Source organism: Paenibacillus algorifonticola, from assembly GCF_000971975.1.
GTDB lineage: Bacteria > Bacillota > Bacilli > Paenibacillales > Paenibacillaceae > Pristimantibacillus > Pristimantibacillus algorifonticola.
Genome location: NZ_LAQO01000025.1, coordinates 1 through 25,687, shown reverse-complemented (window position 1 = coordinate 25,687; position 25,687 = coordinate 1). Strand labels below are relative to the sequence as shown.

Below are 25,687 nucleotides of genomic sequence, written 5' to 3'. Positions count from 1 at the left end.
GGAAAGGGCGGTTCGATCGTTTTGCTTAAAAAATGGAGCCATTTCATCACGCTGCCGCTTCGCAGCAAGCTTCTTCTGTTCGAAGCCTATATGCTGCTCGCCTGGGCGCGCCTTCTCAAACTGATTCCTTTCGCTAAAGTCGCGCCCACTCTAGGTGTTCCGATGAAGGAGACGCCCTATGAGCGGGTTGCGGAGCATGAGCAGATGCTCGGTGAGGTGGCGAAAGCGATACGGCAGATGAGCCGCTATACTTGGTGGGAAAGCGAATGTCTCGTTAAAGGGATCGCCGCGATGAAGCTGCTGAAACGCAGAAAAATAGCGAGCACGCTCTATTTGGGCACAGCCAAGGACGCATCAGGCAAAATGATCGCCCATGCCTGGCTTCGCAGCGGCCCCTACTACATAACGGGCGTGGAGGAAATGGGACGTTTCACCGTCGTTGGCTTGTTCGGTAATCAGATTAAGCGGAAGAAGGAGCATCGCTATGGATAAAACGTATGAATGGGAAGTGGCCAACCTTCCGCTCGAATTGCAATTTATTCTCGATTGCTTGAAGCCGGATGCCGATCCGGCAGTCATTGGTCGCCGCTGGGCGGGGAGCAGGCTGAGCGGGGAGAAGCTTATCGAATTGGCGCGCCATCACCGCGTATATCCAAGCCTCTATTTGAAGCTGAAGCAGCTTGCGAAGCCGGTGCTGCCGAAGTCGGTGCTGCTGACGCTCCAGCAGGATTATTACGCCAATACGCTGATGATGCTGAGGCTCAGCGCCGAGATGCAGCGGGTTGTAACGGCTTTGGCAGAGCGCGGCATACGCTCCTTGCAATTGAAAGGGCCAGTTATTGCACATGAGCTTTACGGCGATATTTCCCAGCGCACGAGCAAGGACCTGGATATTTTAGTACCAATAGAGGATGTTGACCGGGCCGAGGCAGTGCTTGAAGAGCTTGGTTATTACGATCGAGATCCAGCGCCGCGCTTGTTTAATGATTTAAAGTGGAAAACGCATCATAGCTGCTTCGAGCATACGGTCAATCGAACGCAAATTGAGCTGCATTGGCGCCTTAGCCCCGATGCGGTAAAAGAAACATCCTTCGAGCAGCTGTGGGCGCAGCGCAGAATCTATGAGCAGACGGGAAGCCCGATTCCCTATTTGGGGCCGGAGCATCTTTTTCATTATCTGGTCTCCCATGGCGCAAGGCATGGCTGGTTCCGACTGCGCTGGCTGCATGATATTGCCCAGCTTGCTTCTGCCTGCGAGGACGGCGGCGAATCGCTGGTGGAGGAAACGCGAAGGAGCGGAGGGGCGGCGGCCATAGGGCAGGCGCTTGTTTTGGCGCGGGAGCTGTTCGGGGTCAAGCCTCCCCGGGCGCTGCTGCCGTTGACCGCCAGCCCGCTCGCGCATAGGCTTGTCCGCTGCATTTTTCCATTTATTCAGGAGACCGTTACGATTAGCCCGATTCCGGAGCAGAAAAAGATGGCGCTGCTTTATAAGCGTTATACATTCATGCTGCTGACAAGCCGGGAGAAGCTGACCCATTTCATCGGCAAGCTTTATCCAAGCGCCTGGGATGCGCAGACTTTGCCTTTGCCTAAAAGGCTGCATTTTCTTTATTTTCCGCTGCGGCCGTTTCTGTATTTTTATCGAAGGCTCAAGCAGCCTCGCAAAAGGGTGAGTATATGAAACCGATATTGCTATATATGAAAAAGCTGCATCAGTTTGCAGGGAAGAAGCTGTACCTGAACATGCTGGGTATTATGATCGTCAGCTCGCTTGAGGGCGTAGGGCTGCTCGTCTTAATACCGCTGCTGGGCATTATCGGTTTATTTGATGTGCAAAGCGCAAGCTTGCCGGTCGTGCCGCAAGTCAGCGACTGGCTTGGCGAGCTGCCGCAGGAGCTGCTGCTTGCAGCTGTACTGGCCATCTTCATTGGCATTAATGTCGGGCAGGGCCTGCTGCAAAGACAGCAGACGAATCAGGGCTTTGCCTTGCTTCAAAGCTTTGTAACGAAATTGCGGATGGATATTTATCAGGCGCTGCTGCAATCGAATTGGGCTTTTTTTCTCGGCAAGCGCAAGTCGGACTTCAATCATATTCTTTCCTCAGAGCTTTCCCGGGTTAATCAGGGCATGCAGCTCTCGCTTCGTTTAGTTACGACGGGAATTTTTACACTTGTACAAATTGGGCTGGCGTTCTACCTGTCGTATCAGCTAACGTTGCTTATTTTAGTTTGCGGTGGCCTCCTCAGCTTGTTCTCACGTAAATACACGCGAGGAGCAAGGTCGCTTGGTACTCGGTTGACAGAGCTGTCACAGAGCTATGTGGCGGGCATAACCGATCATTTCAATGGCATTAAGGAGATCAAAAGCAATCGGCTGGAGGAAAGCCATCTGTCCTGGTTCAGCAAGCTGACGCAGCAAATGGAGCACAATAATGTGCAGTTTGTGAAGCTGCAATCCAATAGCCAGCTCATATTTAAAAGTATCTCAGCGTTGATGATTGCGGGCTGCGTATTTTTATCGGTGCAGGTTCTGCAGGTTGGGGTAGCGCAGCTAACATTAATTGTGCTGATTTTTACAAGGCTGTGGCCGAAGCTGACGCTCATTCAAACCTCTATGGAGCAAATCGTGCTGACGCTCCCGGCATTCAAGAGCTTGAATGACTTGATGAAGGAATGTGGCGTTGCTGAGGAAATGCAGCTGAATAAGCCTGCTGAACGAACAGAGCAGGCAGAGCCTGCTCAGCTGAAGCTTGTGCATGAGCTGGTCTGCCAAGATGTGTATTATCGCTACCGGGAGCAGGATGAGACGTATGCGCTGAAGCATATTAATTTGCGTATCCCAGCGAACAGCATGACGGCAATTGTCGGCAAGTCTGGGGCGGGGAAAAGCACGCTAATCGATACGTTGATCGGATTGATCGTTCCCCAGCACGGGGCGGTGCTGCTCGATGGTGCCCCGCTGGACGATAGCAATCGCTTTGCTTACCGCAGCGCGGTGAGTTATGTCTCACAGGACCCATTTCTTTTTAATGCCAGCATTCGTGAAAATTTAAAGCTCGTATTGCCGGGAGCGACGGAGGAGCAATTGTGGGAGGCGCTCGCTTTTTCGGCGTCTGATGCCTTCGTTCGCGCGCTGCCGCAGGGACTGGACACGATTGTGGGCGATCGTGGGGTAAGGCTGTCCGGCGGTGAGCGGCAGCGCATCGTATTGGCGCGGGCGATGCTCAGGCAGCCGTCGATTCTTGTACTGGATGAGGCGACCAGCTCGCTCGATAGCGAAAATGAGCTGAAAATTCAGCAGGCGCTTGAGCAGCTGAAGGGCAAACTAACGATTATTGTCATTGCCCACCGCTTGTCTACAATTCGTGGCGCCGATCAGGTTATCGTTTTGGAAGAGGGCAGAATCATTCAGCAAGGCGGCTATAATCAGCTGTATCGCGAGTCCAAGGGGACGTTCAGCAAGCTGCTGGAGTATCAGGCGGGCGGGCCAATGGGCTAGTTAGATTGTGAAAATAGGAGGAAATATAGCATGTCATCCTTTGAAACAGACAACCTGAAAATGACAGTCAGTGCAGGCAATGATCTTTTGGATATAACAGAAATTCGTAATAATGTAATACAGTTGTTGATTTGCCTGCCGGAACCTATTTAATCACAAGCGCTAATCCGAAAATTTTAAGCACAACAGCAGCTCGTGCCCGTGGTTTATCCTTTCGCGGGGCTGGGCGGGGAATTACGAAAATCTTATTCAAGCCGGAATCAGGTACAAACGGCTATTTATTTTATAATGATGACAAGTGGCTTCATCTCCATTTTGAAGGCATTACATTTATAGGCGATGTCGATAAGCAGACAAATTTTATGTATTCTTATTCAACTGGTGGGGCACAAAATTATACGTATGACAAATGTGACTTTATTCATTTTAATTATGGGTGGGAGCTTAAAGGGCTTAATACAAACAGTGAATTTACATGGTTTCATTGTGGCTTTTACGGGAAATGGAACAAGACGGTGTTTTCAGATATTACAGGTACGAGTGACCAATTTTTAAACTATAATTTTTATTCCTGCCAAGTTGAGTTTTCTTACGGAGAATTCTTGTATTTTGCCCAGGGCGGTAACATTAATATTTGGGGAGGCAGTTTTATAAACACGGCTGACAGCGGTGTTCATTCTACCTTTTTCAAACTGCTTGGAACATCACATTCTAGCGGTGTGCAGCGTTTTTTATGCATTGGAGCCAGAATCGAGACGAAGTATGGGCTTTCAAAAATAATAGAATGCGAGTGGGCATCTGGCACAGTTTCATTTATAAGCTGTGACTGCGATGCTCAGCAATATAATTCAGGAAGCCAATTGTGGATTACGGCAATTTTTAAGTCTGTAAATACGAAAATGCCTATTGTTAAATTTGATGCATGTACGCTAATGGGTATCCATCAATATAGTTATACCGGAAATTCGTGGTCGCAGCCCCACAATATTATTTATGAAAATTGTCAAATTGCTAAGCACAATAAAGCACAAGATTTTATATCTTATGTGAGTACAAATTCGCTTGGAAATTTAGGAGGACAACCTCAAATCATTTTTAGAAATTGCCGTGGCCTTGATGATAACCAATCTATTGTATGGGAAAGCACATTGGGTTTTATGAAAGCAAACGTTGGAATGGTACAGAAAAAAATAGTTTCACTAAAAGGAGCGAATGGTAGGTTTCCAATTTCAGGTAGTACTAATTTTCAAGTTGTTTTACCGATGAATTCTATTATTACGGAAGTGAAACTATATTCCCCTGCAAACGCTGTGACGGAAACGAATCCTGCAACATTTACACTTAAAACTGCAGGAGAAAGCTCCACCGTATTAGCTGTTGCTGACGTATCTAGTCATAAAGATGGCTTTGATGTTAGTCAGTCTCTATTTTTCATTTGTGATACAGCAGATAAATGCAAAATCAGTCTTATTGCCGGAAGCAGTGTGACACATGCTAATCCCTCAGCATTATGTTTAATCGAGTACATTGAATAGCCGGATTTTGGGTAACTGATAGGAGGATCCCAAACTGCAAAAAACGACAAGCGCTATATAAGCATCTTAAACCGTCTTCTTAGCCTGTTGGGCTGGCTGACGACATGAAGAGAGCTTATATAGCGCTTATTTTTGCTTGTTCAGTTAAGGGCATACGATCAGATTGACAAACTGTGGTGGACTAAGTGCAATGGCGACAGAGGATGCGGAAGCGGTAAATACACTGTCAAATGTAATTCGATTGGTATTGTAATCGACGGCAAGCACATATTTGACGCTGTCGCCTACGAGTAAATATTGCCCCCGGCCTATATTGGCAACGCTAGTTACGTTTGTCGCAATCGCTGAGCCATTAGTCACCGTGCAGGTCAGCGGCTTAGTTGGAGCTTTGCCATACATGCCAGGCTGAATGCAAATTTTTTCATACACCTGTCCACTGGCAAGCGTGGTGCTTTGAATACGGTCATGCTTATGCCATATTCGGGCTGTATAGGTGGCGGAAGGAACAGCTGCGGCAAACTGATTCGGAAAGAGCGGCCTGCTATTGATACGATCCCCTTCCCATAACGCGCAGCGACCATGAAAATAAAAATCATTTCCCGTCGTGCCGGTTGTTAGATGAGGCGTGTCGACATCGACAAAATCGTTGTTTCGTACAATAATCGTACCGCCTCCAGCAAGGCCTGTGTCTACGCCCGTATACGTTTTTCCGCTTTTGAGCGGAATATAGTCGCTGGCGAGGTTGCCGGGACGAAGCTCGATGCCTTTGGTGCAGCGGTTAAAATGATTGTCTTCAACCGTCGTATAGGGGGAGTTGCGCACGGATAGGCCAAGCGTACAATTATGCATCCGATTGGAACGAATCAAGGTGCCGCTTACCCGAAATGTATCCAGTGTAATGGCTTCACCGGCACAATTTTTAATGATATTCCCTTCAATGGAGGATTTCTCTACCTCGGTATGCTCTTTTGGGCTGCCCGCCCACAAAATCCCCGTTTGAAAATAATCAATCCGGTTGCCGCGAATATCAGCATTCAGCAGGGACTCACTATTATCGACGATAATCGCGGGGCCAGGCGCAAGATTTGGAAACTTTACTTTTTCCCGAATAATATCATTGTTGACGACACGGCAGTTCGGGATTTTGATATGAATGGCTCCGTCAATCGTATGATTGTTTCTTCCAGGATTCACAATGCGATTGTTGAAAATATCAATGCCAACCTGATCCGAGGGCAGTGGCGAATGCGGCTCTGTTTTGAAAGGGTTCACCCTCGTTACGATTGCTCCGACGGAAGAACCTGCTCCATCTGCGTTGCCTCCCGGCTTTTGCGCTGCATATTCAATATAATTGTTGGATACGACGATGCTGTTCGTACCTCGAATATAAATGGCTTGCTCCCATGAAGCATAGAGGCGATTCAAGTCAATTTGAATATTTCCTCTATACGTTTCCGCCGTCAGCGGATCGGCATAGCTCCCCCTATACACCTGTATGGAGCATTGCGCCCCCAAAATAATATTGCGTGAAATGATGCATGGATTCTCATCGTACGTTTGTGCAAGCGCGTCAATACCGAGATCGAGTCCCATGACCTCCATGTAATTGTCCGAAATCATGAAATTGCTGGCTTTGCGGGGTTCAGGCGAAGCTCCTAAATGTCCGAAAACAATGGCACCCGTGTAGGCATACGTTCCAAAAGGCTGGTACGTCCCGTCAAGCATGGAAGCGATTGTTTTTCCAGTATCGGAATAAAAGGAATTATCTTTAATGACAAAATTGCTGCAGCCGCGATAAATAATGCCCTGGGAAAATTTTCTAAATACGCAGTCTTTGATATACCAATCATGAGAGTGATAAGCATCAATGCAGGAGTTGTTTTTGGAAGGAGAGAAGCCTGTTTTAATATTTTTAAGGAGCCTGGTGCCATGGTCGATGGCTTCAAATTCCATGCCTCTAATGGACCAGGTTCTCGTATTCTCTGGAGCGTAGACAAGAGTAAAGCCCATGCCACTGGGATCGGCATTGTCTATTCTCCGAAGCTTAGCCTTATAGCCGAACCAGTGGGAGTTTGATTTTTTGATAATGGAGGCGCTGATGGCGAACTCCCCAGCGAAAACGACGGTAGCCGTGCTCGTGCTTGCTATATCCTCGGCATTTTGAATGGCCAAATAGTCATTGGTCATGTTATCGGCTTTCGCGCCAAACCACTGGGGATAAATCGTGTCAATTTTTATATAGCCAGCGATTTTTCCACCCAATGTCAAATCGAAAATCCAATCGAAAGCGTCCGCATCGACAGGGCCATTTACCGTAAGTGTTATATTTTTTTTAGGACGAAAGCGGGCATTTTGATCGAAAACAAGCCTTTTAGTGGCGGGTATCGACACGCTGGAGTGAAGCGCATATATTCCTTTTGGGACGATGATGGTATCGGAATCTTCTACAATAGCGCTGAGCAGAGCGGCTGAGCTATCCGTTGCTCCTGTAGGGTCAGCGTCTTTCCAAAGGAGATTCGTGCCGCGTTGGGCAAATTCTGCATCAATCGATTCAAAGTTCACATTCATCTCTGTACGCGCAACGCCATCTGTACCAACGCAATCCGATAAACTCAAATTAGGTGTTTTATTCGTTGTCACAGGTTTATTCGCCTCCTTTGTTTATAATAAGAATTTTGCGGCGTTAACGTCCTAGGTGATTGCCCGAATCTGATATTATATTTGTATTACAAGGTGAATTTTATAGGTTTGATTGTTTAAGTTATGCGCTTATGTCCTTGTTCTTTACTCTCGATGAGAGGAAATATACGATCAAAGGATGGCTAGCGCCTTGCTGGGGATTTTCAGAAAAAATCAGTTGACAGTGCATACTTAAACGTGATAAATTTTTCTCAATCTTAAATTGGACGACTACGGAAGCACCGTAAAGGACCGCAGGTAAACTGCGCCTTTACGGTGCTTTTTTGCGTTGTCTGAACTCAGATTGCGGGTTGAAGCTTTGCTGTAGAAGGAGGATTTAATGGTGCGTTATCAATTAGCTGTTGCGGTAAGCGAGCTGGAGTATGCAAGAAGGCTCGCGGAATATGTGAGGGATAGCCCGTTCGGCGAGCAGTGGCAGCTCACGGCTTTTACGAACCCGGCCTCTCTCATCCAGTTTCTCAAGGGAGGTTATGCCGTTGATTTAATCGCGGCCCAGCCTGCGATACTGGCTGCTGCATCTCCACACCTGCCCGCTGGTGTGCCCGTGGCGGCATTCGTAGCTGCCAAGGGGCAATATGCTCAGTATGATGCTGAGCTGCTGCAATATCAGCCGCTCCCGGAGCTATTGCAGAGCTTGGCGGCTCTGCATGGCGCAGTCCGGTCGAGCGCAGATAATGCAAGCAGTGAGGGTGGAGCGTCAGTTATTGCTATCGGCTCGGCATCTGGCGGAGTTGGCAAGACAGCACTTGCGCTCAAGCTGGCGAATACAGCTGCCAAGCATGGCTGCCGCGTCTTTTATTTGACGCTGGAGCGCTGGAGCGCCCTTGAAGTTTGGCTGGGAGCGGAAGACCAGCGCGTGCTGCCCGAGGGAGAAGGGATGTCACAGCTTCTCTATCATCTGAAGGCTGAGCCAGATAAGGCAGGAGCGTGGCTTTCGCAGCATCGCAAGCGCCACCCGGCGCTGAAAGCCGATTTTATTTTGCCCTGCGACAATGAGGAGGATCGTTACAGCCTGTTGCCGGCGGATGCAGCGGCGATGGTGGAACTGCTGCGTGCTTCAAGGCAATATGATCTCATTTTAATCGATTTGCAGGATGGGATTGGGGAGATCGAGCTGGAGATTTGCGGGCAGAGCAGCTTGGTTTTGTGGCTGGTTACCGATGACCCATCCATTCAGCGGAAGACAGAGCTGGCGTTTGGCTACGCAGAACGCAGGTGGAAAGAAGATTTTCAGTCGCTTAGCCGCCGCATCCGACTTGTTGTTAACCGCCGTATTGCGCCAGCCGGAGGTGATGAAGCAGAGGGGAGGCCTCCAGATATGTTTACGATTAAGCTGCGAAATGGAAGCCGTTCGATTGCCGCAGCGCTGCCTGAAGCTGCTGAAGGGAGTCCATCGCCGGCGGCAGTTGCTGCATCGCCATTGTATAAGGCAGCCGTGGAGCGGTTGTTCCAGCAATTGGTGAGTGAGGGAGGTATTCGGATTGCTAACCGATGAGATGGTGCTTGTATTAAGAGATCAGATTAGATCACAGCTTGATTTCAGCGGTGCTGTAACGGATGAAGAGCTGACGCGAAACGTGGAGCAGACGGTATTCGACTATTGCAGCAGCGGATATCCGCTTACGGCGACGGAGAAGGTCCAGTTGGTGCGGAGGCTGTTTCATTCCTTTCGGGGCTTGGACATTTTGCAGCCACTGATGGATGATCCGGCAGTTACTGAAATTATGATTAACCATCACGGCGAGATTTTTATTGAACGGGGCGGAACGATGACTCAACTGCCAGCTGCCTTTGAAAGCAAGGAGAGGCTGGAGGACTTGATACAGGCTGTCGTTGCAGGTGTCAATCGTGTCGTGAACGAGTCTTCGCCCATTGTTGATGCCCGTCTCAAGGATGGCTCTCGCGTCCATGTTGTGCTGCCGCCTGTAGCCTTGCGCGGACCAGCGATGACGATACGTAAATTTCCTGAGCGCCCGATGACGATGGAGCTGCTCGTTGAGGCGGGCGCTTTAACCGCTGAGGCAGCAAGCTTTCTGCAGCATCTGACCGCAGCGCAATACAATATTTTTATTAGCGGCGGGACGGGGACCGGCAAGACAACTTTTCTGAATGCCTTATCGCAGTTCATACCAGCTAATGAGCGAGTTATAACCATTGAAGATTCTGCTGAGCTGCAAATTCGCAGCGTCGCCAATCTGGTATCGCTGGAGACGCGCAATGCAAACACCGAGGGAAAAGGTGAAATTACGGTTCGCGATCTCATTCGCGCATCGCTGCGAATGCGTCCGAATCGAATCATCGTTGGAGAGGTAAGGGGAGCGGAAACGCTGGATATGCTGCAAGCGATGAATACCGGACACTCAGGCAGCATGTCAACAGGTCATAGCAACAGTGCGCGCGACATGATGGCAAGGCTGGAGACGATGGCGCTTGGGGCAGCTGATTTACCCGTTCAGGTCATTCGGCAGCAAATTGTTTCTGCTCTGGATATTGTCATTCATCTCTCAAGGTTCCGCGACCGTACGCGCCGTGTAACGGAAATATGTGAAATTGCCGGCATAGCTGGCGGGGAAATCGAGATTCGCTCCTTGTATCGTTTTGAAGAGGAGGGGGAGAAGAACGGAAAGGTGCTAGGAGCTTTAAAGCGTACTGGTCATGTACTCCTTCATAAGGACAAGCTGCATATGGCAGGTCTGACACTGGAGGAGGAGCATCATGGAGAAAGCCGAGAAAGCCGAGAAAGCCAAGAAAGCCAAGAGTACAGGGAAGGCCAAGCCATCGCTGCTCACTAGAGCGCTTTCCTGGTGCGGTCTTGAGCACGAAGGTGGCAAAGGCGAAGAAGGGAACGGGAGCAATGCCAGCAGGCAGCCAGCCAAGACTGGATATTTAACGAATTATGATAGCTATATGCTGTCTTATCGCGAGTTTGCATTGGCAACATTCATCGGTTATGCAGCTGTTTTTGCAGCTTTATATACGGTGTACCATTCCCTTCTGGTTTGTCTCATCGCTGCCGGATTGGGATTATGCACGCCCCGTTATTACAAAGCTTTATTAATTGCGCGTCGCAAGGAGCGGCTGAAGCTGCAATTCAAGGAGGCGCTCTATTCGCTGACATCCTGTCTTGCGGCAGGAAGATCGGTGGAGAACGCCTTTATTGCTACGCTGGATGATTTAAAGCTGCTCTATCCTGACCCAAGAACGGAGCTGCTGCTGGAGTTCCAAATCGTCAAGCATCGTCTTGAGCATGCGGAGCCGCTGGAGCAGGCACTGCGAAGTTTAGCAGCTCGCTCCCATGTAGAAGATATCGTTCAATTCGTTGATGTGTTTGCTGCCTGCAAGCGCTCGGGAGGCGATTTGGTAGAGGTGATGAAGCGAACGTCGCAGACGATTGGCGAAAAGCTGGAAATCCAGCAGGATATTATGGTGCTGCTAGCACAAAAACGCTTTGAGGCACGCATTATGATGGCGATTCCCTTTATATTTCTAGGATTTTTGAACCTAATGGCTCCTGATTATATGGCGCCTTTATATGGGGGAATGGGCTATCTGCTGCTGACGATTGGCCTGGGTGCATTGTTAATATGTTTTTGGTTTATTCATACAATAATGAGCATTCGAGTATAGGAGCGGACGCAAATGATAGCAATTCCGATTATGCTCATGGTGGCATGGCTATTTATTATCGGTGGCAAGCGACTCCGAACGATCTCGGCTGCATCCCGCCAAATAAAACGCAACCAGGATGCTTTAAAGCATTTGCTTTTCATTGAGCCGTTCAGCGAGCTGTTGGAAAGAAGCCGCTTGTATGAGTACATGGCACTTTCACTTAGCAGCTATCACGCAAAACTCGTTATTTTGCGGGGAATCCGGTGGCAGCTGCAGCAGACGAAAGAGCAGCTTGGCGGCGCTGCTGGTTACGGGTATGCCGCGATGATGGGCTGCGCTTGGCTGGCTTGCGCAGCAGGCGAACCGCTGCTGCTGGCAATGGGTGCGTTGCTTGGCTTGCTGCTTCCTGTGCGCCAGCTGCTGGAAGCAGGGAAGCTGATTAAGCAGCGCAAGCAGGAAATTATTTTGGAGCTGCCGGAAATGATCAGCAAGCTAATGCTTTTGGTCGGAGCGGGCGAAACCGCCTTGCAGGCGATTGGGCGCTGCCTTGAAGGCAAGGATACTACGCAGCATCCGCTGTATAAAGAATGGAACAAAGTCGTATATTCCCTGCACAATGGCGAGTCGTTTAGTACGGCGGCAGAGAAATTCAATCGCAGCTGTGCGGTGCAGGAGGTTTCGATTTTTACGACGGTGCTGCTGCTGAATTATCGCCGGGGCGGGGAGCATTTTGTACTGGCGCTGCGAGAGCTGTCTTATACGCTTTGGGAGAAACGCAAGGCCGTTGCGCGTGCGCGCGGCGAGGAGGCCTCCTCCAAGCTTGTTTTTCCGTTGGTTGGCATTTTGCTTGTGTTGATGGTTTTTGTCGCTGCTCCCGCAATGCTGTTAATGTCTTAAGCTTTAACGGGGCAATTGAAAATAGAGAGGAAGCTGGATCGATGACAACAGTAAAAAATGTATGGAAAAGATTTTGGAAATCGGAGAGCGGTTTAGGCACGCTGGAAATCATTTTAATCATTGCCGTCGTCATTATTATTGCATTGCTGTTCAAGGATTGGATTATAGAACTCATTGAGCGTTTAATGGGCAAGGCCGATGACCAAGCAGACAAAATTTTCTCTTAAGCTGCTTGGTCGCAAGTGGCTGCTGGGGGAGCAGGGGAGCTTTACGCTGGAATCAACGCTTGTGTTCCCACTGCTGCTCACTGTTATTTTGTTGTTTCTCCTGCTTGGGATGTACATGTACCAGAAGACTGTGCTTTATTATTCCGCCTCCGTTACGACGGAGCGGACGGCCTTTGGTTGGGATAATAGCTTCCGTAATCCGCATACGGGCCTATTGCCCGAAGGGGAATACGACGGCCTATACTGGCGAATGAATGAGGATCGGATGCTCAGCTCTTTGTTTGGCTTAGGCGGCGAATCAGCGGATGCGCAGCTGGCTTTGCCTTTGCAAGGGGCGGTAGGGGATAGCTTGCCTGAACAAAAAATGGCCGCGGCTGCAGGGTGGATTGATTCTGAGCAAGGCCTTCCTTTTGAGGGGAGCATTGGCTACCATCGTACGGTCATTCAGCGCCATATTGAGACAAAGCTTTTACAGCCTGTGTCGCTTGAGCCGCTTGAGCGTGTATTAGGCATTCGGGAGCCTAAGACGGTTGCTTCCAGCCCGGTTACCGATCCAGTCGATTTTATTCGCGGCGTTGATTTGGTTAGATATTATACGGCTAAATTTGCCGGAAGTCCTCAGGGCGGCGGGAAGGAACAGGCTAGTCAGGCACTATCCAATTACAGCAAACAAAACAGCAATAGCAAAGCAAGGATCCGTTGAATGGAGGCGGAAATGAAAGAAAGCCGAGCTGGAAGGTTGAGTCAGCATTTTGCTAGGAAAAGCTGTTTACGCAAATGGCTGTGGCGGAGTGACGGTGCAGTCACTATATTTTCCGCTATGGTACTGTCGTCGCTTTTGCTGTTCATGTCCATCCTTATTGATTACGCAAGAATAGCAGCTCTCCATAAAATAACCGAGGATGCAGCGAGAGCAGGTGTAAGATCCGTATTATCAGCCTTCGATAGTCAGCTTTATGAGCAATACGGATTATTTGGGCGAGGCGGAACGAGTGGAGATACGATTTATAGCGAGGTTGTAAAAGCGAATGTGGAGAGTAGTGCGTCATCCGCTGCTTTTTCTAGGCCAATTGATGCTAAAGTGGTTCATTCACATACGGATCAGGCTGCGGTATTGGGCAGCCATAAGGTGTTTGAAAGGCAGGTGCTGGAAGAGATGAAGTATAAGGCACCGATTGATTTTACGCTGGAGCTGGCTTCAAAGTTTGCTCCCATGTCGGAGGCGATGAAGGAGTCTGCGGTGACAGTGGACTTGCTGGAGCAGCTGCGCAAGCTTTATGACAAACGCCAAGCGAGCCTCGCTCGTATATTGGCTGTGCAAAAGCAGTCGGCTGAGGAACTGGGAACAAGCAGCTTGAACGCACTGCTTCCTTATGGGGAGCCGGATTTCTCAAGTGCAGGAGATGGGACAGCTTCATCACTTGCCGGGCGTTACGAGGAATACGCGGGCTGGGTCATCATTGACGAGCAATTAATAGCCGCAGGCAAAGCACCCAAATATACGCAGGAAAGAGCGGAATATAAATCAGAAGCAATCACGCTGATTAATGAGCTCAAGAAACTGAACGCTAAGGTGATGCGCGAACATATAGAGCTGCAGAGCACGGCAAAGGACGAGCTGGAGCAAGCAAGGCTGCTGAATGAGGAAATGCGGCGGATTGAAAGCAAGTCGAGACAGTCTTCCTCCTATAGCGGATATGACCGTGTGTCTAGCAAACAAGTCGTAGGCTCCGATTCGCATACTTTGCCGTCCGGAACGGCCTCTGAACTGCAGGATATACAAAAGACAGCGGATCAGCTGATTTTACCAGACGCTTGGTTCACTGAATATGGAGCCGAATTGGATGAACAGGCACAGTCGTATACAGCTTTTCATAATGAAGCGAGTGGATTCACCTCAGCTTATACGCTGCTGCTTGACTCAGTAGATCGTTACACAACCGTACTCCACACTGGAACAGCGAAAATGACTATGCTGTATGGACAATATGCAAGTCTGTATGTTCAGCCAGGTACTATCATTGTCAAGCGTCAGCAGGAGTTAGCCAATGAGGGGGTCGAGAAGCAGCGCAAAGAGCAAGAAAAGCAGCTAGGTTCGCTATGGAAACAGGCAGGCAATATGCTGGAGGGTTTTCAAAGCGTGGCTGGTTCAGAAGAACAGCAGGCAATATTTAATCAGCTGGAAGAGCGCTACAAAGGAAATTTGCAATTTAATGCAGCCGCTGCGCAAGGCTCTAATGCTGAAACAAAAACGTTTAGTGAGGATGCTCATGCGCAGGCAGAAGCTTCTGCTGCGCTGTCTAATGGTTTGTTCGGCGGGGTAGCCGATATGTTGGAGCAGGCTAGAGATACCGTATATTTGGGTGAATATGTATTGCAGCGATATTCTGTTTTTGCCCCACAGCAACTGAAGACGATGCTTGAAAATGGGGATACCGCTGAGCTTTCGCAGGCGCTGACCTTTCATAATCAAGAAGCCGAATATGTGATTTATGGTTTTCATAATCGCATAGGCAATGTCGCAGCAGCTTATGGTGAGCTGTTTAGCGTACGCATGGCTATTCGCACTATGGAAGGCTTGTCTACTTGCCGCCCTGCTGGACATCCCCTCTTGATTTTATCTTGCTCGCTTATTTACGGTCTGGAGAAGACGATGGAAGACATGCTCGCATTTGCTGATCGGGGATCAGCCCCGTTATCTAAATATGTAAATGTGGAAATCGCATACACCGATTATTTGCGACTTTTTATGCTTCTGCATGGCGGGATCAACAAAGAAGCAGTCATGTCCAGAATGATTGCGGTCATTGAGCAAAATAGCGGGGTTACTCTGTCTGGTGTTTCCACAGCTGTAACAGGAGAAGTGCGGACATCCGCACAGCTGTGGTTTTTGCCTGGCGTTATGCAACTGCTAGGAAGCTACGGATTATTGCAGGGAAGGGTGACAAGTGGCCGCTATGAAACGACGCAGACGATTGGCTGGTCATACTGATTGCCGAAAGGGGGAGCGCGGCAGCATCGTTATGGAAGCAGCGCTAGTTATGCCGATGCTCCTGCTTGTGCTGATGGCATTCATTATTTTTATACGTGTGTGCGCACTCCAAATGGCGCTTCAAGCGGCAGCCTCGCAATCCGCCCGGCAAATTGCCGCACATATATATCCTGTAGAGTTAACCTATCAGAAAGTTTCTGCATCAATGCCGGAATTTAGTGCCGCACAAATGCCGCTCGCTGATTGGGGCTCGGCGGCATCTGATGCTGCGAAGTGGCTGCCTGATCCGGCAGGGACACTAGCTTCCTCTGCACTAAGCGGCGATTGGACGCCGCTTATAAATATGGCTGCAACGGAGCTTGGACGAGGAGCGATAGAACCGCTGCTCCGTCAACATGCAGACGAGGCCGTGCTGGAAAAAGATAGAATCAAGCTTTCAAGGCTGTCGCTGCCGGATTTGAAAAATAAGCAGCAGCCTTATCTGATTATCGAAGCGGAATATGAATTTCCAATGCAGCTTCCTTTCATGAAGCAAAAGCTGATTTTAAGAGAGCAGGCTTCAGAGCGGGTATGGATCAGCGACGCTGCGGCGGCGCAAGATACAGCAGCGCAAAATGATCCCGACCATATTCCGCTACAAATTGTATCGATATCGCCTGTGCCGCTAAGGCCAGGCCACAAAGCTACGGCTATTGTGCTCACAAAGCCGGGAGCGACTGCTTCATTAAAGGTGATATACAAAAGTGGGCAAAGCCAGGCCAAGCATCTTGGCGAGGCGACAGCGGGCAGCGACGGATTTGTGCAGTGGACATGGCTCGTATCGGGCAATACGACGCCAGGCATGTGGGAGCTGACCGCTGGGGTGGGCGATCAGCAAGCATCCATGCATTTTCAGGTTGAGAAAAAAACGAATTAGAAATGTGGAAATCTGCAAGGAGAAGGGAGATAGAGTCTTATGCTCACAATACCGTTTGCAGCGGCAGCCGTGCTGCTCATTGCTGCGTTACTGACAGATTTGCGTTCCATGCTTATCCCTAATCGTTTGACCGTGTCTTTTTTTGCAGCTGGCTGCTTATATCAGACTATCGTTGGCGGCTGGAGCGGGTTATGGACTGGGTTAGTCGGGGCGGCTGCGGGCTTTGTGCCGCTGTTCATTTTGCATATGGCAAGAGGGATTGGCGCAGGGGATGTTAAGCTGTTCGCTGCCTTGGGTACGTGGGTTGGCGCAAATACGGTGCTGCAAATGATGATGTATGCCATTTTATATGCAGGCTTAATTGGCGTGCTGCTTGTCCTGTTTAATAGACCTTTTAGCAGAAGGATGTTTAGTGGCTTGCTGCTGCTATTGCACCGAGGCACAGAGCCGAGACGCAAGGAGCTTGGAGGCTGGGCAGCGGGAGGAACCACATTTCCATTTATGCTTGCAGTAGTACCCGGGGCATTAACCGCGTGGCTCATGCTTACATAAGACTGGCAGCATGCATGTTCAACTCGGTTAAGCTGTTCATAAAAAATCGAGCTGCAAGCAAAGGGGGAGAACCGATGGGGAACTTTATTGTAGATTATGCGATGAATCGCGGTCATGAGTTAATTATGGATCGTGAGGGAGGAATACGCAGGCAGGAGCTTGACGATGTAGAGCTTCAAATGCTGCAAGGCGACTCGATTCCACATATGCTGCCAATGGAATGGTTTGAGCTGGATGGGCTCATTACGTTCAGATATCGAATAAGCGGCAAAAAATTGCTGCTTCATCGCTTGCAGATACAATCGCTGACGATGGAGAAGTTTTATGCCGTGCTGCTTGGTATTATAGAGGCGCTGGATGAATGTCGGCATTATATGCTTCGCCCTGAAGGCTGCCTGCTGGAAGAGTCATATATATTTGTCGGCGAGCAGCTAAGCGATATTTTTCTCGTGTATATGCCTTTAAAACAAATTAGTTCAGGCCAAGCTGCTCCAAGCTGTACGAACTCCCTGCTAGCTCTGGCAGTACGCTGGTCTTCTTATATAGAAGAAATAAATGGCGAGGAGTTTCAGCATATTTTACGTTTGTTAAGCAGAGAAGATGCTACGGTCAGCACGATTCGTTCTCAATTGCTGGAACGCATTAGCAAAATGTATGAGGGTACGTATCGCCTTCCTGCCACCGCATCAAGCACAAGCAAGCCAGATGATGCTGGCAGTACTAGTATTTCTGGCATTATTAGGCCGAACAAGCCTGCCGATCATAGCAGCTCTAATCATTACGGAGAAGCTGGCGAGTTGAGCCGCGATAGCGTTGTGATGAAGAAAAGCGAAACGAATATGGACGATTCTATAAATGAGCGTTTTTTTGCCGCGGGCAATTGGGAAATAGAAGCTGAGCCTCTACCACAGTATAGCTTTAATGAGGAGGAGGCTGCACCAGTTCGGAAAGGAAAATGGCTAATAAGCGTGGTGATCATTGTAGTAGTTGCTTGTATATGGCGCTATATTTATTTAGCGGCTCCTTCCAGCAGCATGCTGTTCATATGTCTAGGTTTATCACTTATCGGTGTGGCGGGACTTCTAGCCATATGGCTCAAAAAAAACGTAATTGCTGAATCGGAATTAGTAGAAGAAGAGATCATAAAGGAAGAGAACATAGAAGAAGAGTTTAGCTATTCACGTTTTAGAGGAATAAATCAAAAATGGGAAGAGGACGTTCGTCACCCTAAATCAGCCTTTGAATTAGAGGAAGCCGTGTCCCCGTTTAAAAAGACAGTTTCCTCACAAACTGTCCTAGCTAGAAGAGAGGAAGCAACGGTGCTGCTAGGACAGCATAACAAAAAGCCTGCTGCCGATAGCGAGTTCTCACTCCACAGGGAATGGGAAGGGCAAGGACAGAGGCTCGTTTGGGAGAAAGGCCGATTTACAATTGGCCGCATAGGCGAACAGGTCAGCTATGGTGACGAAGCGCAGGGAATATCCCGCCTGCACCTTGAATGCTATAGAGACGACAAAGGCTGCTTTATAAAAGATCTTGGCTCCCGGAACGGAAGCATGCTGAACGGACAAACGATGATTGCTTACAAAGCCTATCCTTTTTCAGTAGGAGACATCGTCCAGCTAGCTGGAGTAAATGGTCCTAAATATGAATTGAAGCAAGGAAGCCAATGAAAAAAGCAGGCTTAGGACTTGTTATACATATGCTGCATAGCGCTCTCGACAGTTGGATAACGGAAAGTAAATCCATTGTCCAATGCGACACGTGGAAGGGCTCGCTGTCCATCGAGCAGCAGCGTTGCAAGCTCGCCGACCGCAGCCTTCATGATAAAAGCGGGAACAGGAAACCAATGGGGCCGATGCATCGCTTTGCCGATCGCTCTTCCAAAGCTGTCATTCGTAACAGGCTCTGGAGCAGAAGCGTTAACAGGCCCACTCACATTCGGCTGATCCACACAAAAGATGATGAGGCGGACAATGTCCTCCAAATGAATCCAAGATATCCATTGCTGCCCGCTGCCCATTCGTCCACCGCCAAATAACTTATAGGGCAGAGCCATTAATGGGAAAGCGCCGCCTGTTTTGTTCAAGACGACGCCTACTCTTAGCTTGATCAGACGTTCTACCTTAATCGCGTCAGCAGCTTTTTCCCATTGCTTGACCACTTCTGACAAAAAGTCTGTTACGGCAGTTGGGCTGTACTCATCAAAGGTTTCGGTAGTTGACAGCCCATAGGCTGAAATGCCTGAAGCATTAACGACAACCTTCGGTTTGCCTTTTAGAGCTTGGACGATTTGGGCGATGCGTGCGGTAGCAGTTAGTCTGGAGCTTAGAATCCGCTGCTTGGCTTGCGCGGTCCATCTTTGATTGATGGATTCGCCAGCAAGGTTAATGATGGCGTCAATTCCCTCCAGCTTTTGTGGATGCTCGGCAAGCTCGCTCCATGTTACATAATGGAGACCTTTTCCTACAGGCGAGTTTTGGCCTCGTCCAGAGCGCGAAATGATCCATACTTCATCACGCCGCTCCAGAAGAGCCTTGACCAATGCTTGTCCGACAAAACCAGTACCACCAGCTACCGCGATCCGCATGCATCCACCAGCTTTCGATTATTGTTTCTCGATTTTCTCCGCCCACATTTGTGTGAAGCCGTCTAAATCTTTTTCAACATACTGGTATTTAATTTTACTTTTCTCTGGCAGCGAATTAATGACATCAAGTAGCTCATCATTAATTTGCAAAACGATGGTGCCGCTTGGTGTGTCTACTTCTATGGAGTGAGTGTCGATAATACCGTTGAACACGCCTTCTCCGGTTTTCAGATCTGGGTTAGCGGACGGTGTGTCTGTGCCTGGACTGCTTTCTGGCGACGCTTCGCCAGGCTCTGTTACGCTTCCACCATCACTCGGTGATGGTGCCGCGCTTTCCTCTGGCGTTGGCGATACGGTAGCTGGCTGCTCGCCTGTGGCAACCGGGCTGCTGGATGCAGCGGGAGCGTTATTGCTATTGCTTGAGCAAGCGGCGGTTGCGAGCATAATTGCTACTAATAGGGAGCTCGTCACCATCAAGCTGCTTTTTTTGGTTTTATTATTTTTTGTCATTGTGAAGCACCTCCTGGCAATATAAACGAAATCTGATCGCAATAGGTTCCAAAAAAAAGAGATCAGAGCGAGCCGTCGCCGTGCTCGTACATGTTCTTACACGGACGGAAGACTCGTTAAACAGCCAACGCCAGGCTAATCGTGAATGAAAAAACAAGAAGCGCTATTTGTTGAGCAAATGCTTGAAGGGGCTGTAATCAATGCCTTGCTTCTCGAGAAAGGTAACGAGTACTTTGTAGTCTCTTTTGGGTGTAGCTCGTATGTATCCTTCTACACAATGTGCTCGTGTGACCTCTTTAGCTTCATATTCAATAGCCACTTGACCGATTTTCGCAGCTATGGAGTGTTTCGCTATATCTCGGAACGCAGATGGGACAGGCGCGACCAGCTCATCAAGAAAAAGCTTGGACTCCGCGGTCCACATGCTGCGGCTTCTGTCCACCCAATAATTTTGCCAATCGAGCTTTGACTTGCCATCCCGCTGAGGGAGCACCTTCAAAAACTTGCGGAACATAAAGAACCCGCCGATTGCCATGAAAACGACCATGACGATCGCCCAGAAAATGATGAAATACATAAACCAATCAGGAGCTGATTTCATATCCAATTTTCACCTCATGGATGAATTATAGCGTATTCCTAGATTTATTTCGACATTCCTTGTAAAATAGGTGTGATAAACCGAAAGGGGCGTTATATAACGATGTTGAAAATCGGTTCCCATGTTTCATTTTCGGACAAAGGGCTGCAGACAGCAGCAACGGAGGCCATTTCTTATGGTTCCAGCACATTCATGATTTATACCGGCGCACCGCAGAATACGCGAAGAAAGCCGATTGACACGCTATATATTGAAGAAGGCAAAGCTTTAATGCAAACAGCAGGTATTGATGAGATTGTTGTTCATGCACCGTATATCGTCAATCTCGGCTCTTACAAGGACAGCACCTATAACTTGGCTGTTGAATTTTTGCAGGAGGAAATCCGCCGTACCGCTGCCACTGGTGTGCAGAACATCGTGCTGCACCCAGGCGCTTACACCGACAAGGATGCTGAATATGGCATCAGCCGTATTGCCGAAGGGCTGAATGCAGTGCTGGAAGGCACGAAGGAAACGAATGTCAATATTGCGCTTGAGACGATGGCTGGCAAAGGAACGGAAATCGGCCGCAGCTTTGAAGAACTGGCAGCGATTATTGATAAGGTTCAAAGCAACAATCGCCTGACCATTTGTATGGATACTTGCCATATGCATGATGCGGGCTACGATCTCGTTGATGATTTGGACGGCGTATTGGACAAGTTTGACAAGCTGGTAGGGCTTAATAGAGTCGCAGTTGTACACGTGAATGACAGCAAAAACCCGCGTGGAGCAGCAAAGGACCGTCATACGCCGATAGGCTCGGGATATTTGGGTTATGATGCCATTCAATCCATTGTCCATCATGAGGCACTCAAAGGGCGTCCATTCGTATTGGAGACGCCATGGATCGGCAAGGATGCGAAAACGGAGCGTCCGATGTATGAAGTAGAAATCGCCTTGCTTCGCGGAGAAATTCAGCAGCGGTTTGGCGACAGCTTCCTGGAGGATGTTGCGAAGCTCCAGCAGTTTTTTGCTCCGCAAGGCATTGACCGTGCATTCGTACTATCGACATGGGAACTGCTTAAGGCAGATGCCAAAGCAAGAAAAGCTGATCCGCGCGAGCCAATGGAGCGGATTTACGACCTCGTTATCGAAGGCGGCATATTGTCGGCGGCACTGACGGAAGAGCAAATTAATCAACGGATTACAGCATGGTTTGCAGGAAAAGCAGTGCTCTAAATATAAAGATTTATAAATGATGAATATAATGAAGATAATAGTTGAAGGAAGGAAGTTTGAACTAAATGTCATCGCCATCTATATCGCAGCAGCCGTCCGCCAAGAGCGGACGGGCTCGCATGCTCATTTCCTGCCCAGACCGTTCCGGAATCGTGGCAGCCGTATCCCATTTTCTGTATGAGCATGGGGCGAATATTGTGCAGTCCGACCAGTACACAATGAACCCGGAGGGTGGAATGTTTTTTATCCGCTTTGAGTTCGATTTGGCTGACCTCGACAAGGAGCTTCCCGTATTAGTGGAGGATTTTGCCCGTGTTGCCGATCGTTTCGATATGAAATGGCATACGTTCCGTGCAAGCCGCAAGAAGCGCCTGGCGATCTTCGTTTCCAAAGAAGATCATTGCTTGATGGAACTGTTGTGGCAATGGAAAGCCGGCGATCTTGACGCCGATATTGCCATGGTCGTCAGCAACCATCCGGATATGCGCGATATGGTGGAAGGCTTCGGCATTCCTTATCACCACATTCCGGTTACTGCGGATACGAAAGCGGAAGCGGAGCGCAAGCAGATGGAGGTTGTTGCGGATAAAGCGGATATCATCGTGCTTGCCCGTTACATGCAAATTATTTCGCCGAAATTTATCGAGCAGTTCCCGAATCGCATCATTAATATTCACCATTCCTTTTTACCTGCTTTCGTTGGCGGCAAGCCGTACGCACAGGCTTACCAGCGCGGCGTGAAAATCATTGGCGCGACTGCGCATTATGTTACAGAGGAGCTGGATGGCGGTCCGATTATTGAACAGGACGTTCAGCGGGTCAGCCATAGAGACAATGTGGATGACTTGAAGCGGATTGGCCGCACGATTGAGCGTGTCGTTCTTGCCCGTGCAGTTAAATGGCATATTGAGGACCGGATTATCGTTCATCATAACAAGACGGTCGTATTTAATTAGGCTTTTCGCGGTTATTTATCAATATTTTTTAATAGGCAAACTGCTCTGGCGGGTGTTACAATGTTCAAAGCCATTGTGTTCAATTGCGCACGACCTATAAGCATGTTGAAAAATGCAGGCTTTCCGCAGGAAAGCTCTTTTTCAAAATATAAGAATTTATAAGTTTCACACTTATAAATGGGCTTATATTTCATCGCGAAACGGAAGCTTTGCCGCCAAAGGATGGCTTCAGCCGTTTGCGCTTGAAATATAGGAAAGGATATGATTTTCTCATCCTTTCTCTATATTTCTCGGAATGAAACGCGCCGCGCCGCCAGAGGACAGCGAAAGCCGTTTCACCTTGCCATGCTTCTAAAGAGAGAGCAACACTTAAAACAAGAAGACCAGAATGGATTTTAGGAGGAAACAAGCTAATGACAGTTACTCAAAAATCAGTTGACCAGCTTTCGATTGATACGATCCGTACGCTTGCGATCGATGCGATTGAGAAAGCAAAATCTGGACACCCAGGCATGCCAATGGGTGCAGCTCCAATGGGTTATCAGCTTTTCGCTAAAAACATGGTTCACAACCCGGCTAACCCGACTTGGGTAAACCGCGACCGTTTCGTACTTTCTGCAGGACACGGCTCCATGCTGCTTTACAGCCTGCTGCACCTCTCCGGCTACGATCTTCCAATTGAGGAACTGAAAAACTTCCGTCAATGGGGCTCCCTGACTCCGGGCCACCCTGAGTTTGGCCACACAGCTGGCGTTGATGCAACGACTGGTCCACTGGGTCAAGGCGTAGCAATGGGCGTTGGTATGGCGCTTGCAGAAGCACAGCTTGCCGCTACTTACAATAAAGAAGGCTTTAACGTAATCGACCATTATACTTATGCCATTTGTGGCGACGGCGATTTGATGGAAGGTATTTCGCATGAAGCGGCTTCCATGGCTGGTCACATGCAGCTGGGCAAACTGGTTGTACTATATGATTCGAATGATATTTCCCTTGACGGCGAACTGAGCCTGTCCTTCTCGGAGAGCGTTCAGAAGCGTTTTGAAGGTTACGGCTGGCAAGTGCTTCGCGTAGAAGACGGCAACGATCTGGATGCATTGTCCAAAGCGGTTGCTGAAGCGCAAACAGACCATGCAAAACCGACTTTGATCGAAGTGAAGACCGTTATCGGTTACGGCAGCCCGAACAAAGGCGGCAAAGGCGGACATGCAGGTCCTCACGGATCGCCGCTGGGCGCTGAAGAAACGAAGCTGACTAAGCAGTTCTACGGATGGGAAGAAGACAATCAATTTTTCGTACCAGACGAAGTTCGCGCACACTTCGCAGAAGTGAAGAAGCAAGGCGAAGAGTCCAATGCGAAATGGGATGCTTTGTTTGCTGAATATAAAAAAGCGAATCCTGAGCTTGCTGCTCAATTCGAAATCGCAACTTCCGGTTCATTGCCAGCTGGCTGGGATGCAGACCTCCCTGTTTACACAACAGAAGACAAGCCTGTATCGACTCGCGTAGCTTCCGGTAATGCCCTGAACGGCCTAGCGAAAAATGTTCCTAGCCTTGTTGGCGGCTCCGCTGACCTTGAAAGCTCGACTATGACTCACCTGAAAGGCTTGCCAGTGTTCAAGCCAGGCAGCTACGATGGCCGCAATATTTATTTCGGCGTTCGTGAGTTTGGTATGGCAGCTGCAATGAACGGTATTGCCCTTCATACAGGTCTGAAAGTATTCGGCGGTACGTTCTTCGTATTTACCGACTACCTGCGTCCAGCTATTCGTCTGGCAGCTCTGATGAAGCTTCCTGTCGTATACGTACTTACGCATGACAGTATTGCTGTTGGCGAAGACGGTCCTACACATGAGCCAATCGAGCAGCTTGCTTCGATCCGCATCATTCCTGATCTGACGGTTATCCGTCCAGCTGACGGCAACGAAACTTCCGCAGCATGGGCTTATGCTCTGGAGAACACAAGCAATCCAGTAGCGCTTGTTCTGACTCGCCAAAACCTGCCGATTCTTGAAGGCACTGTAGATAACGCTCGCGAAGGCATCCGCCGCGGCGGATACGTTGTATCCGATGCGAAAGACGGCAAGCCGCAAGCGCAAATCATTGCTACAGGCTCCGAGGTTCAACTGGCTGTTGCTGCTCAGAAAGCTCTTGCAGAAGAAGGCATTCAAGTTCGCGTTGTCAGCCTTCCGAGCTGGGATCTGTTCGAGAAGCAGGACAAAGCTTACAAAGATTCTGTATTGCTTCCTGAAGTTAAAGCTCGCGTTGCTATCGAAATGGCTTCCCCATTCGGCTGGGAGCGTTATGTTGGCGATCAAGGCACGATTATCGGTATCGACCGTTTCGGCGCTTCGGCTCCTGGCGACCGCGTCATTGCTGAATATGGCTTTACGGTTGAGAACGTTGTAAGCAAAGTGAAATCCGTACTTTAATTTTCGAAATAGAAGGAGATTATACCCATCATGTCTCAATTTGAAAATGTAACGGTCGTCAAAGAAGCTAACGTTTATTTTGACGGTAAAGTAACAAGCCGCGCTGTATTGTTCGCGGACGGCACGAAAAAAACGCTCGGCATTATGCTGCCAGGCGACTACGAGTTCGGTACGGACTGCGTAGAAATTATGGAAATTCTTGCTGGTGATCTGAAAGTGCTGCTTCCAGGCGAGACGGAATGGCTGCACATTCAAGGCAAAGGCGAATTCACTGTGCCTGCCAACACGAAATTCAAGCTTCAAGTAGCGACTGTAGCGGACTACTGCTGCTCGTACATTTACGAATAGGATTCAAAAATCAAGGGAAGGGCTGCTTCGCATAGTGATATGCTCCCCATACGGTAGACAGGTGAAATAATAAAACCTGTTACTGTAAGGGGAGTTTTTTCAT

At 49.0% G+C, this 25,687-nt stretch carries 23 protein-coding genes; 19 read left to right on the top strand and 4 right to left on the bottom strand.

From position 1 onward, the window contains the following. Positions 1-15 precede the first annotated feature (15 nt). Genes WH37_RS24580 through WH37_RS24565 form a run of 5 tightly spaced genes read left to right on the top strand, consistent with a single transcriptional unit; the run spans position 16 to position 5,033 of the window. Positions 16-492 carry a lasso peptide biosynthesis B2 protein gene (locus tag WH37_RS24580; RefSeq protein WP_046233289.1) on the top strand — a complete coding sequence of 159 codons (477 nt, stop codon included), beginning with the start codon at positions 16-18 and terminating at the stop codon, positions 490-492. Next, the gene (locus WH37_RS24575) at positions 485-1,681 is read left to right on the top strand and encodes a nucleotidyltransferase domain-containing protein (protein WP_046233288.1); all 1,197 of its coding nucleotides are present in this window, start codon (positions 485-487) and stop codon (positions 1,679-1,681) included. Before WH37_RS24580 ends, WH37_RS24575 begins: the two co-directional genes overlap by 8 nt. Continuing rightward, positions 1,678-3,498: an ABC transporter ATP-binding protein gene (locus tag WH37_RS24570; RefSeq protein WP_046233287.1), complete on the top strand. Its 1,821-nt coding sequence runs from the start codon at positions 1,678-1,680 to the stop codon at positions 3,496-3,498. The genes WH37_RS24575 and WH37_RS24570 overlap by 4 nt, the downstream gene beginning before the upstream one ends. 30 nt (positions 3,499-3,528) lie before the next feature. After that, on the top strand, positions 3,529-3,651 hold the full coding sequence (locus WH37_RS37135) for a hypothetical protein (RefSeq protein WP_269431345.1): 123 nt from the start codon (positions 3,529-3,531) through the stop codon (positions 3,649-3,651). Beyond that, complete coding sequence (locus WH37_RS24565; RefSeq protein ID WP_046233286.1) at positions 3,630-5,033, top strand: hypothetical protein; 1,404 nt, start codon at positions 3,630-3,632, stop codon at positions 5,031-5,033. The genes WH37_RS37135 and WH37_RS24565 overlap by 22 nt, the downstream gene beginning before the upstream one ends. Before the next feature lie 144 nt (positions 5,034-5,177). Here WH37_RS24565 and WH37_RS24560 read toward each other — a convergent pair whose 3' ends face one another. Further along, on the bottom strand, positions 5,178-7,673 hold the full coding sequence (locus tag WH37_RS24560; RefSeq protein WP_046233285.1) for a right-handed parallel beta-helix repeat-containing protein: 2,496 nt from the start codon (positions 7,671-7,673) through the stop codon (positions 5,178-5,180). 379 nt (positions 7,674-8,052) lie between these two features. On the opposite strand from WH37_RS24560, the gene WH37_RS24555 reads away from it, so the two are divergent. The 10 genes from WH37_RS24555 to WH37_RS24510 all read left to right on the top strand — a co-directional run bounded on the left by WH37_RS24555 (position 8,053) and on the right by WH37_RS24510 (position 18,599). After that, a complete protein-coding gene (locus tag WH37_RS24555) occupies positions 8,053-9,228 on the top strand; it encodes a P-loop NTPase family protein (protein ID WP_046233284.1) in 1,176 nt (391 codons plus the stop codon). A 1-nt stretch (position 9,229) separates the two neighbouring features. Continuing rightward, a complete protein-coding gene (locus tag WH37_RS24550) occupies positions 9,230-10,525 on the top strand; it encodes a TadA family conjugal transfer-associated ATPase (RefSeq protein WP_046233375.1) in 1,296 nt (431 codons plus the stop codon). Beyond that, positions 10,449-11,360: a type II secretion system F family protein gene (locus WH37_RS24545; protein WP_143088615.1), complete on the top strand. Its 912-nt coding sequence runs from the start codon at positions 10,449-10,451 to the stop codon at positions 11,358-11,360. The genes WH37_RS24550 and WH37_RS24545 overlap by 77 nt, the downstream gene beginning before the upstream one ends. A 12-nt stretch (positions 11,361-11,372) precedes the next feature. Next, the gene (locus tag WH37_RS24540; RefSeq protein ID WP_052737186.1) at positions 11,373-12,239 is read left to right on the top strand and encodes a type II secretion system F family protein; all 867 of its coding nucleotides are present in this window, start codon (positions 11,373-11,375) and stop codon (positions 12,237-12,239) included. Between the two features lie 41 nt (positions 12,240-12,280). Further along, a complete protein-coding gene (locus WH37_RS24535) occupies positions 12,281-12,466 on the top strand; it encodes a Flp1 family type IVb pilin (protein WP_046233283.1) in 186 nt (61 codons plus the stop codon). Beyond that, the gene (locus tag WH37_RS24530; protein WP_046233282.1) at positions 12,438-13,169 is read left to right on the top strand and encodes a TadE/TadG family type IV pilus assembly protein; all 732 of its coding nucleotides are present in this window, start codon (positions 12,438-12,440) and stop codon (positions 13,167-13,169) included. Before WH37_RS24535 ends, WH37_RS24530 begins: the two co-directional genes overlap by 29 nt. A gap of 12 nt (positions 13,170-13,181) precedes the next feature. Then, on the top strand, positions 13,182-15,458 hold the full coding sequence (locus tag WH37_RS24525) for a TadE/TadG family type IV pilus assembly protein (RefSeq protein WP_143088614.1): 2,277 nt from the start codon (positions 13,182-13,184) through the stop codon (positions 15,456-15,458). Next, complete coding sequence (locus tag WH37_RS24520; RefSeq protein ID WP_082110989.1) at positions 15,424-16,374, top strand: TadE/TadG family type IV pilus assembly protein; 951 nt, start codon at positions 15,424-15,426, stop codon at positions 16,372-16,374. The genes WH37_RS24525 and WH37_RS24520 overlap by 35 nt, the downstream gene beginning before the upstream one ends. Before the next feature lie 39 nt (positions 16,375-16,413). Next, positions 16,414-16,926: an A24 family peptidase gene (locus WH37_RS24515; RefSeq protein ID WP_046233279.1), complete on the top strand. Its 513-nt coding sequence runs from the start codon at positions 16,414-16,416 to the stop codon at positions 16,924-16,926. A gap of 74 nt (positions 16,927-17,000) precedes the next feature. Continuing rightward, entirely contained in the window at positions 17,001-18,599 is a 1,599-nt protein-coding gene (locus WH37_RS24510; RefSeq protein WP_046233278.1) for a DUF6382 domain-containing protein, read from the top strand. Positions 18,600-18,610: 11 nt separating this feature from the next. Here the strand turns inward: WH37_RS24510 and WH37_RS24505 are convergent, their stop codons facing one another. From WH37_RS24505 to WH37_RS24495, 3 genes are all read right to left on the bottom strand, one after another. Beyond that, positions 18,611-19,516, bottom strand: a complete 906-nt coding sequence (locus WH37_RS24505; protein WP_046233277.1) for a TIGR01777 family oxidoreductase — start codon at positions 19,514-19,516, stop codon at positions 18,611-18,613. Between the two features lie 18 nt (positions 19,517-19,534). Continuing rightward, positions 19,535-20,026: an RAD23 family protein gene (locus tag WH37_RS24500; RefSeq protein ID WP_046233276.1), complete on the bottom strand. Its 492-nt coding sequence runs from the start codon at positions 20,024-20,026 to the stop codon at positions 19,535-19,537. Between the two features lie 163 nt (positions 20,027-20,189). Further along, the gene (locus WH37_RS24495; protein ID WP_046233275.1) at positions 20,190-20,627 is read right to left on the bottom strand and encodes a DUF2621 family protein; all 438 of its coding nucleotides are present in this window, start codon (positions 20,625-20,627) and stop codon (positions 20,190-20,192) included. 102 nt (positions 20,628-20,729) lie between these two features. Here WH37_RS24495 and WH37_RS24490 point away from each other — a divergent pair, with 102 nt between their 5' ends. From WH37_RS24490 to ppnP, 4 genes are all read left to right on the top strand, one after another. Then, positions 20,730-21,848, top strand: a complete 1,119-nt coding sequence (locus WH37_RS24490) for a deoxyribonuclease IV (RefSeq protein ID WP_046233274.1) — start codon at positions 20,730-20,732, stop codon at positions 21,846-21,848. A gap of 65 nt (positions 21,849-21,913) precedes the next feature. Then, positions 21,914-22,804: a formyltetrahydrofolate deformylase gene (gene purU, locus WH37_RS24485; RefSeq protein WP_046233273.1), complete on the top strand. Its 891-nt coding sequence runs from the start codon at positions 21,914-21,916 to the stop codon at positions 22,802-22,804. A 413-nt stretch (positions 22,805-23,217) separates the two neighbouring features. Next, entirely contained in the window at positions 23,218-25,236 is a 2,019-nt protein-coding gene (gene tkt / locus WH37_RS24480) for a transketolase (RefSeq protein WP_046233272.1), read from the top strand. 30 nt (positions 25,237-25,266) lie between these two features. Next, on the top strand, positions 25,267-25,584 hold the full coding sequence (ppnP, locus tag WH37_RS24475; protein ID WP_046233271.1) for a pyrimidine/purine nucleoside phosphorylase: 318 nt from the start codon (positions 25,267-25,269) through the stop codon (positions 25,582-25,584). The last annotated feature ends 103 nt before the right edge of the window (positions 25,585-25,687 follow it).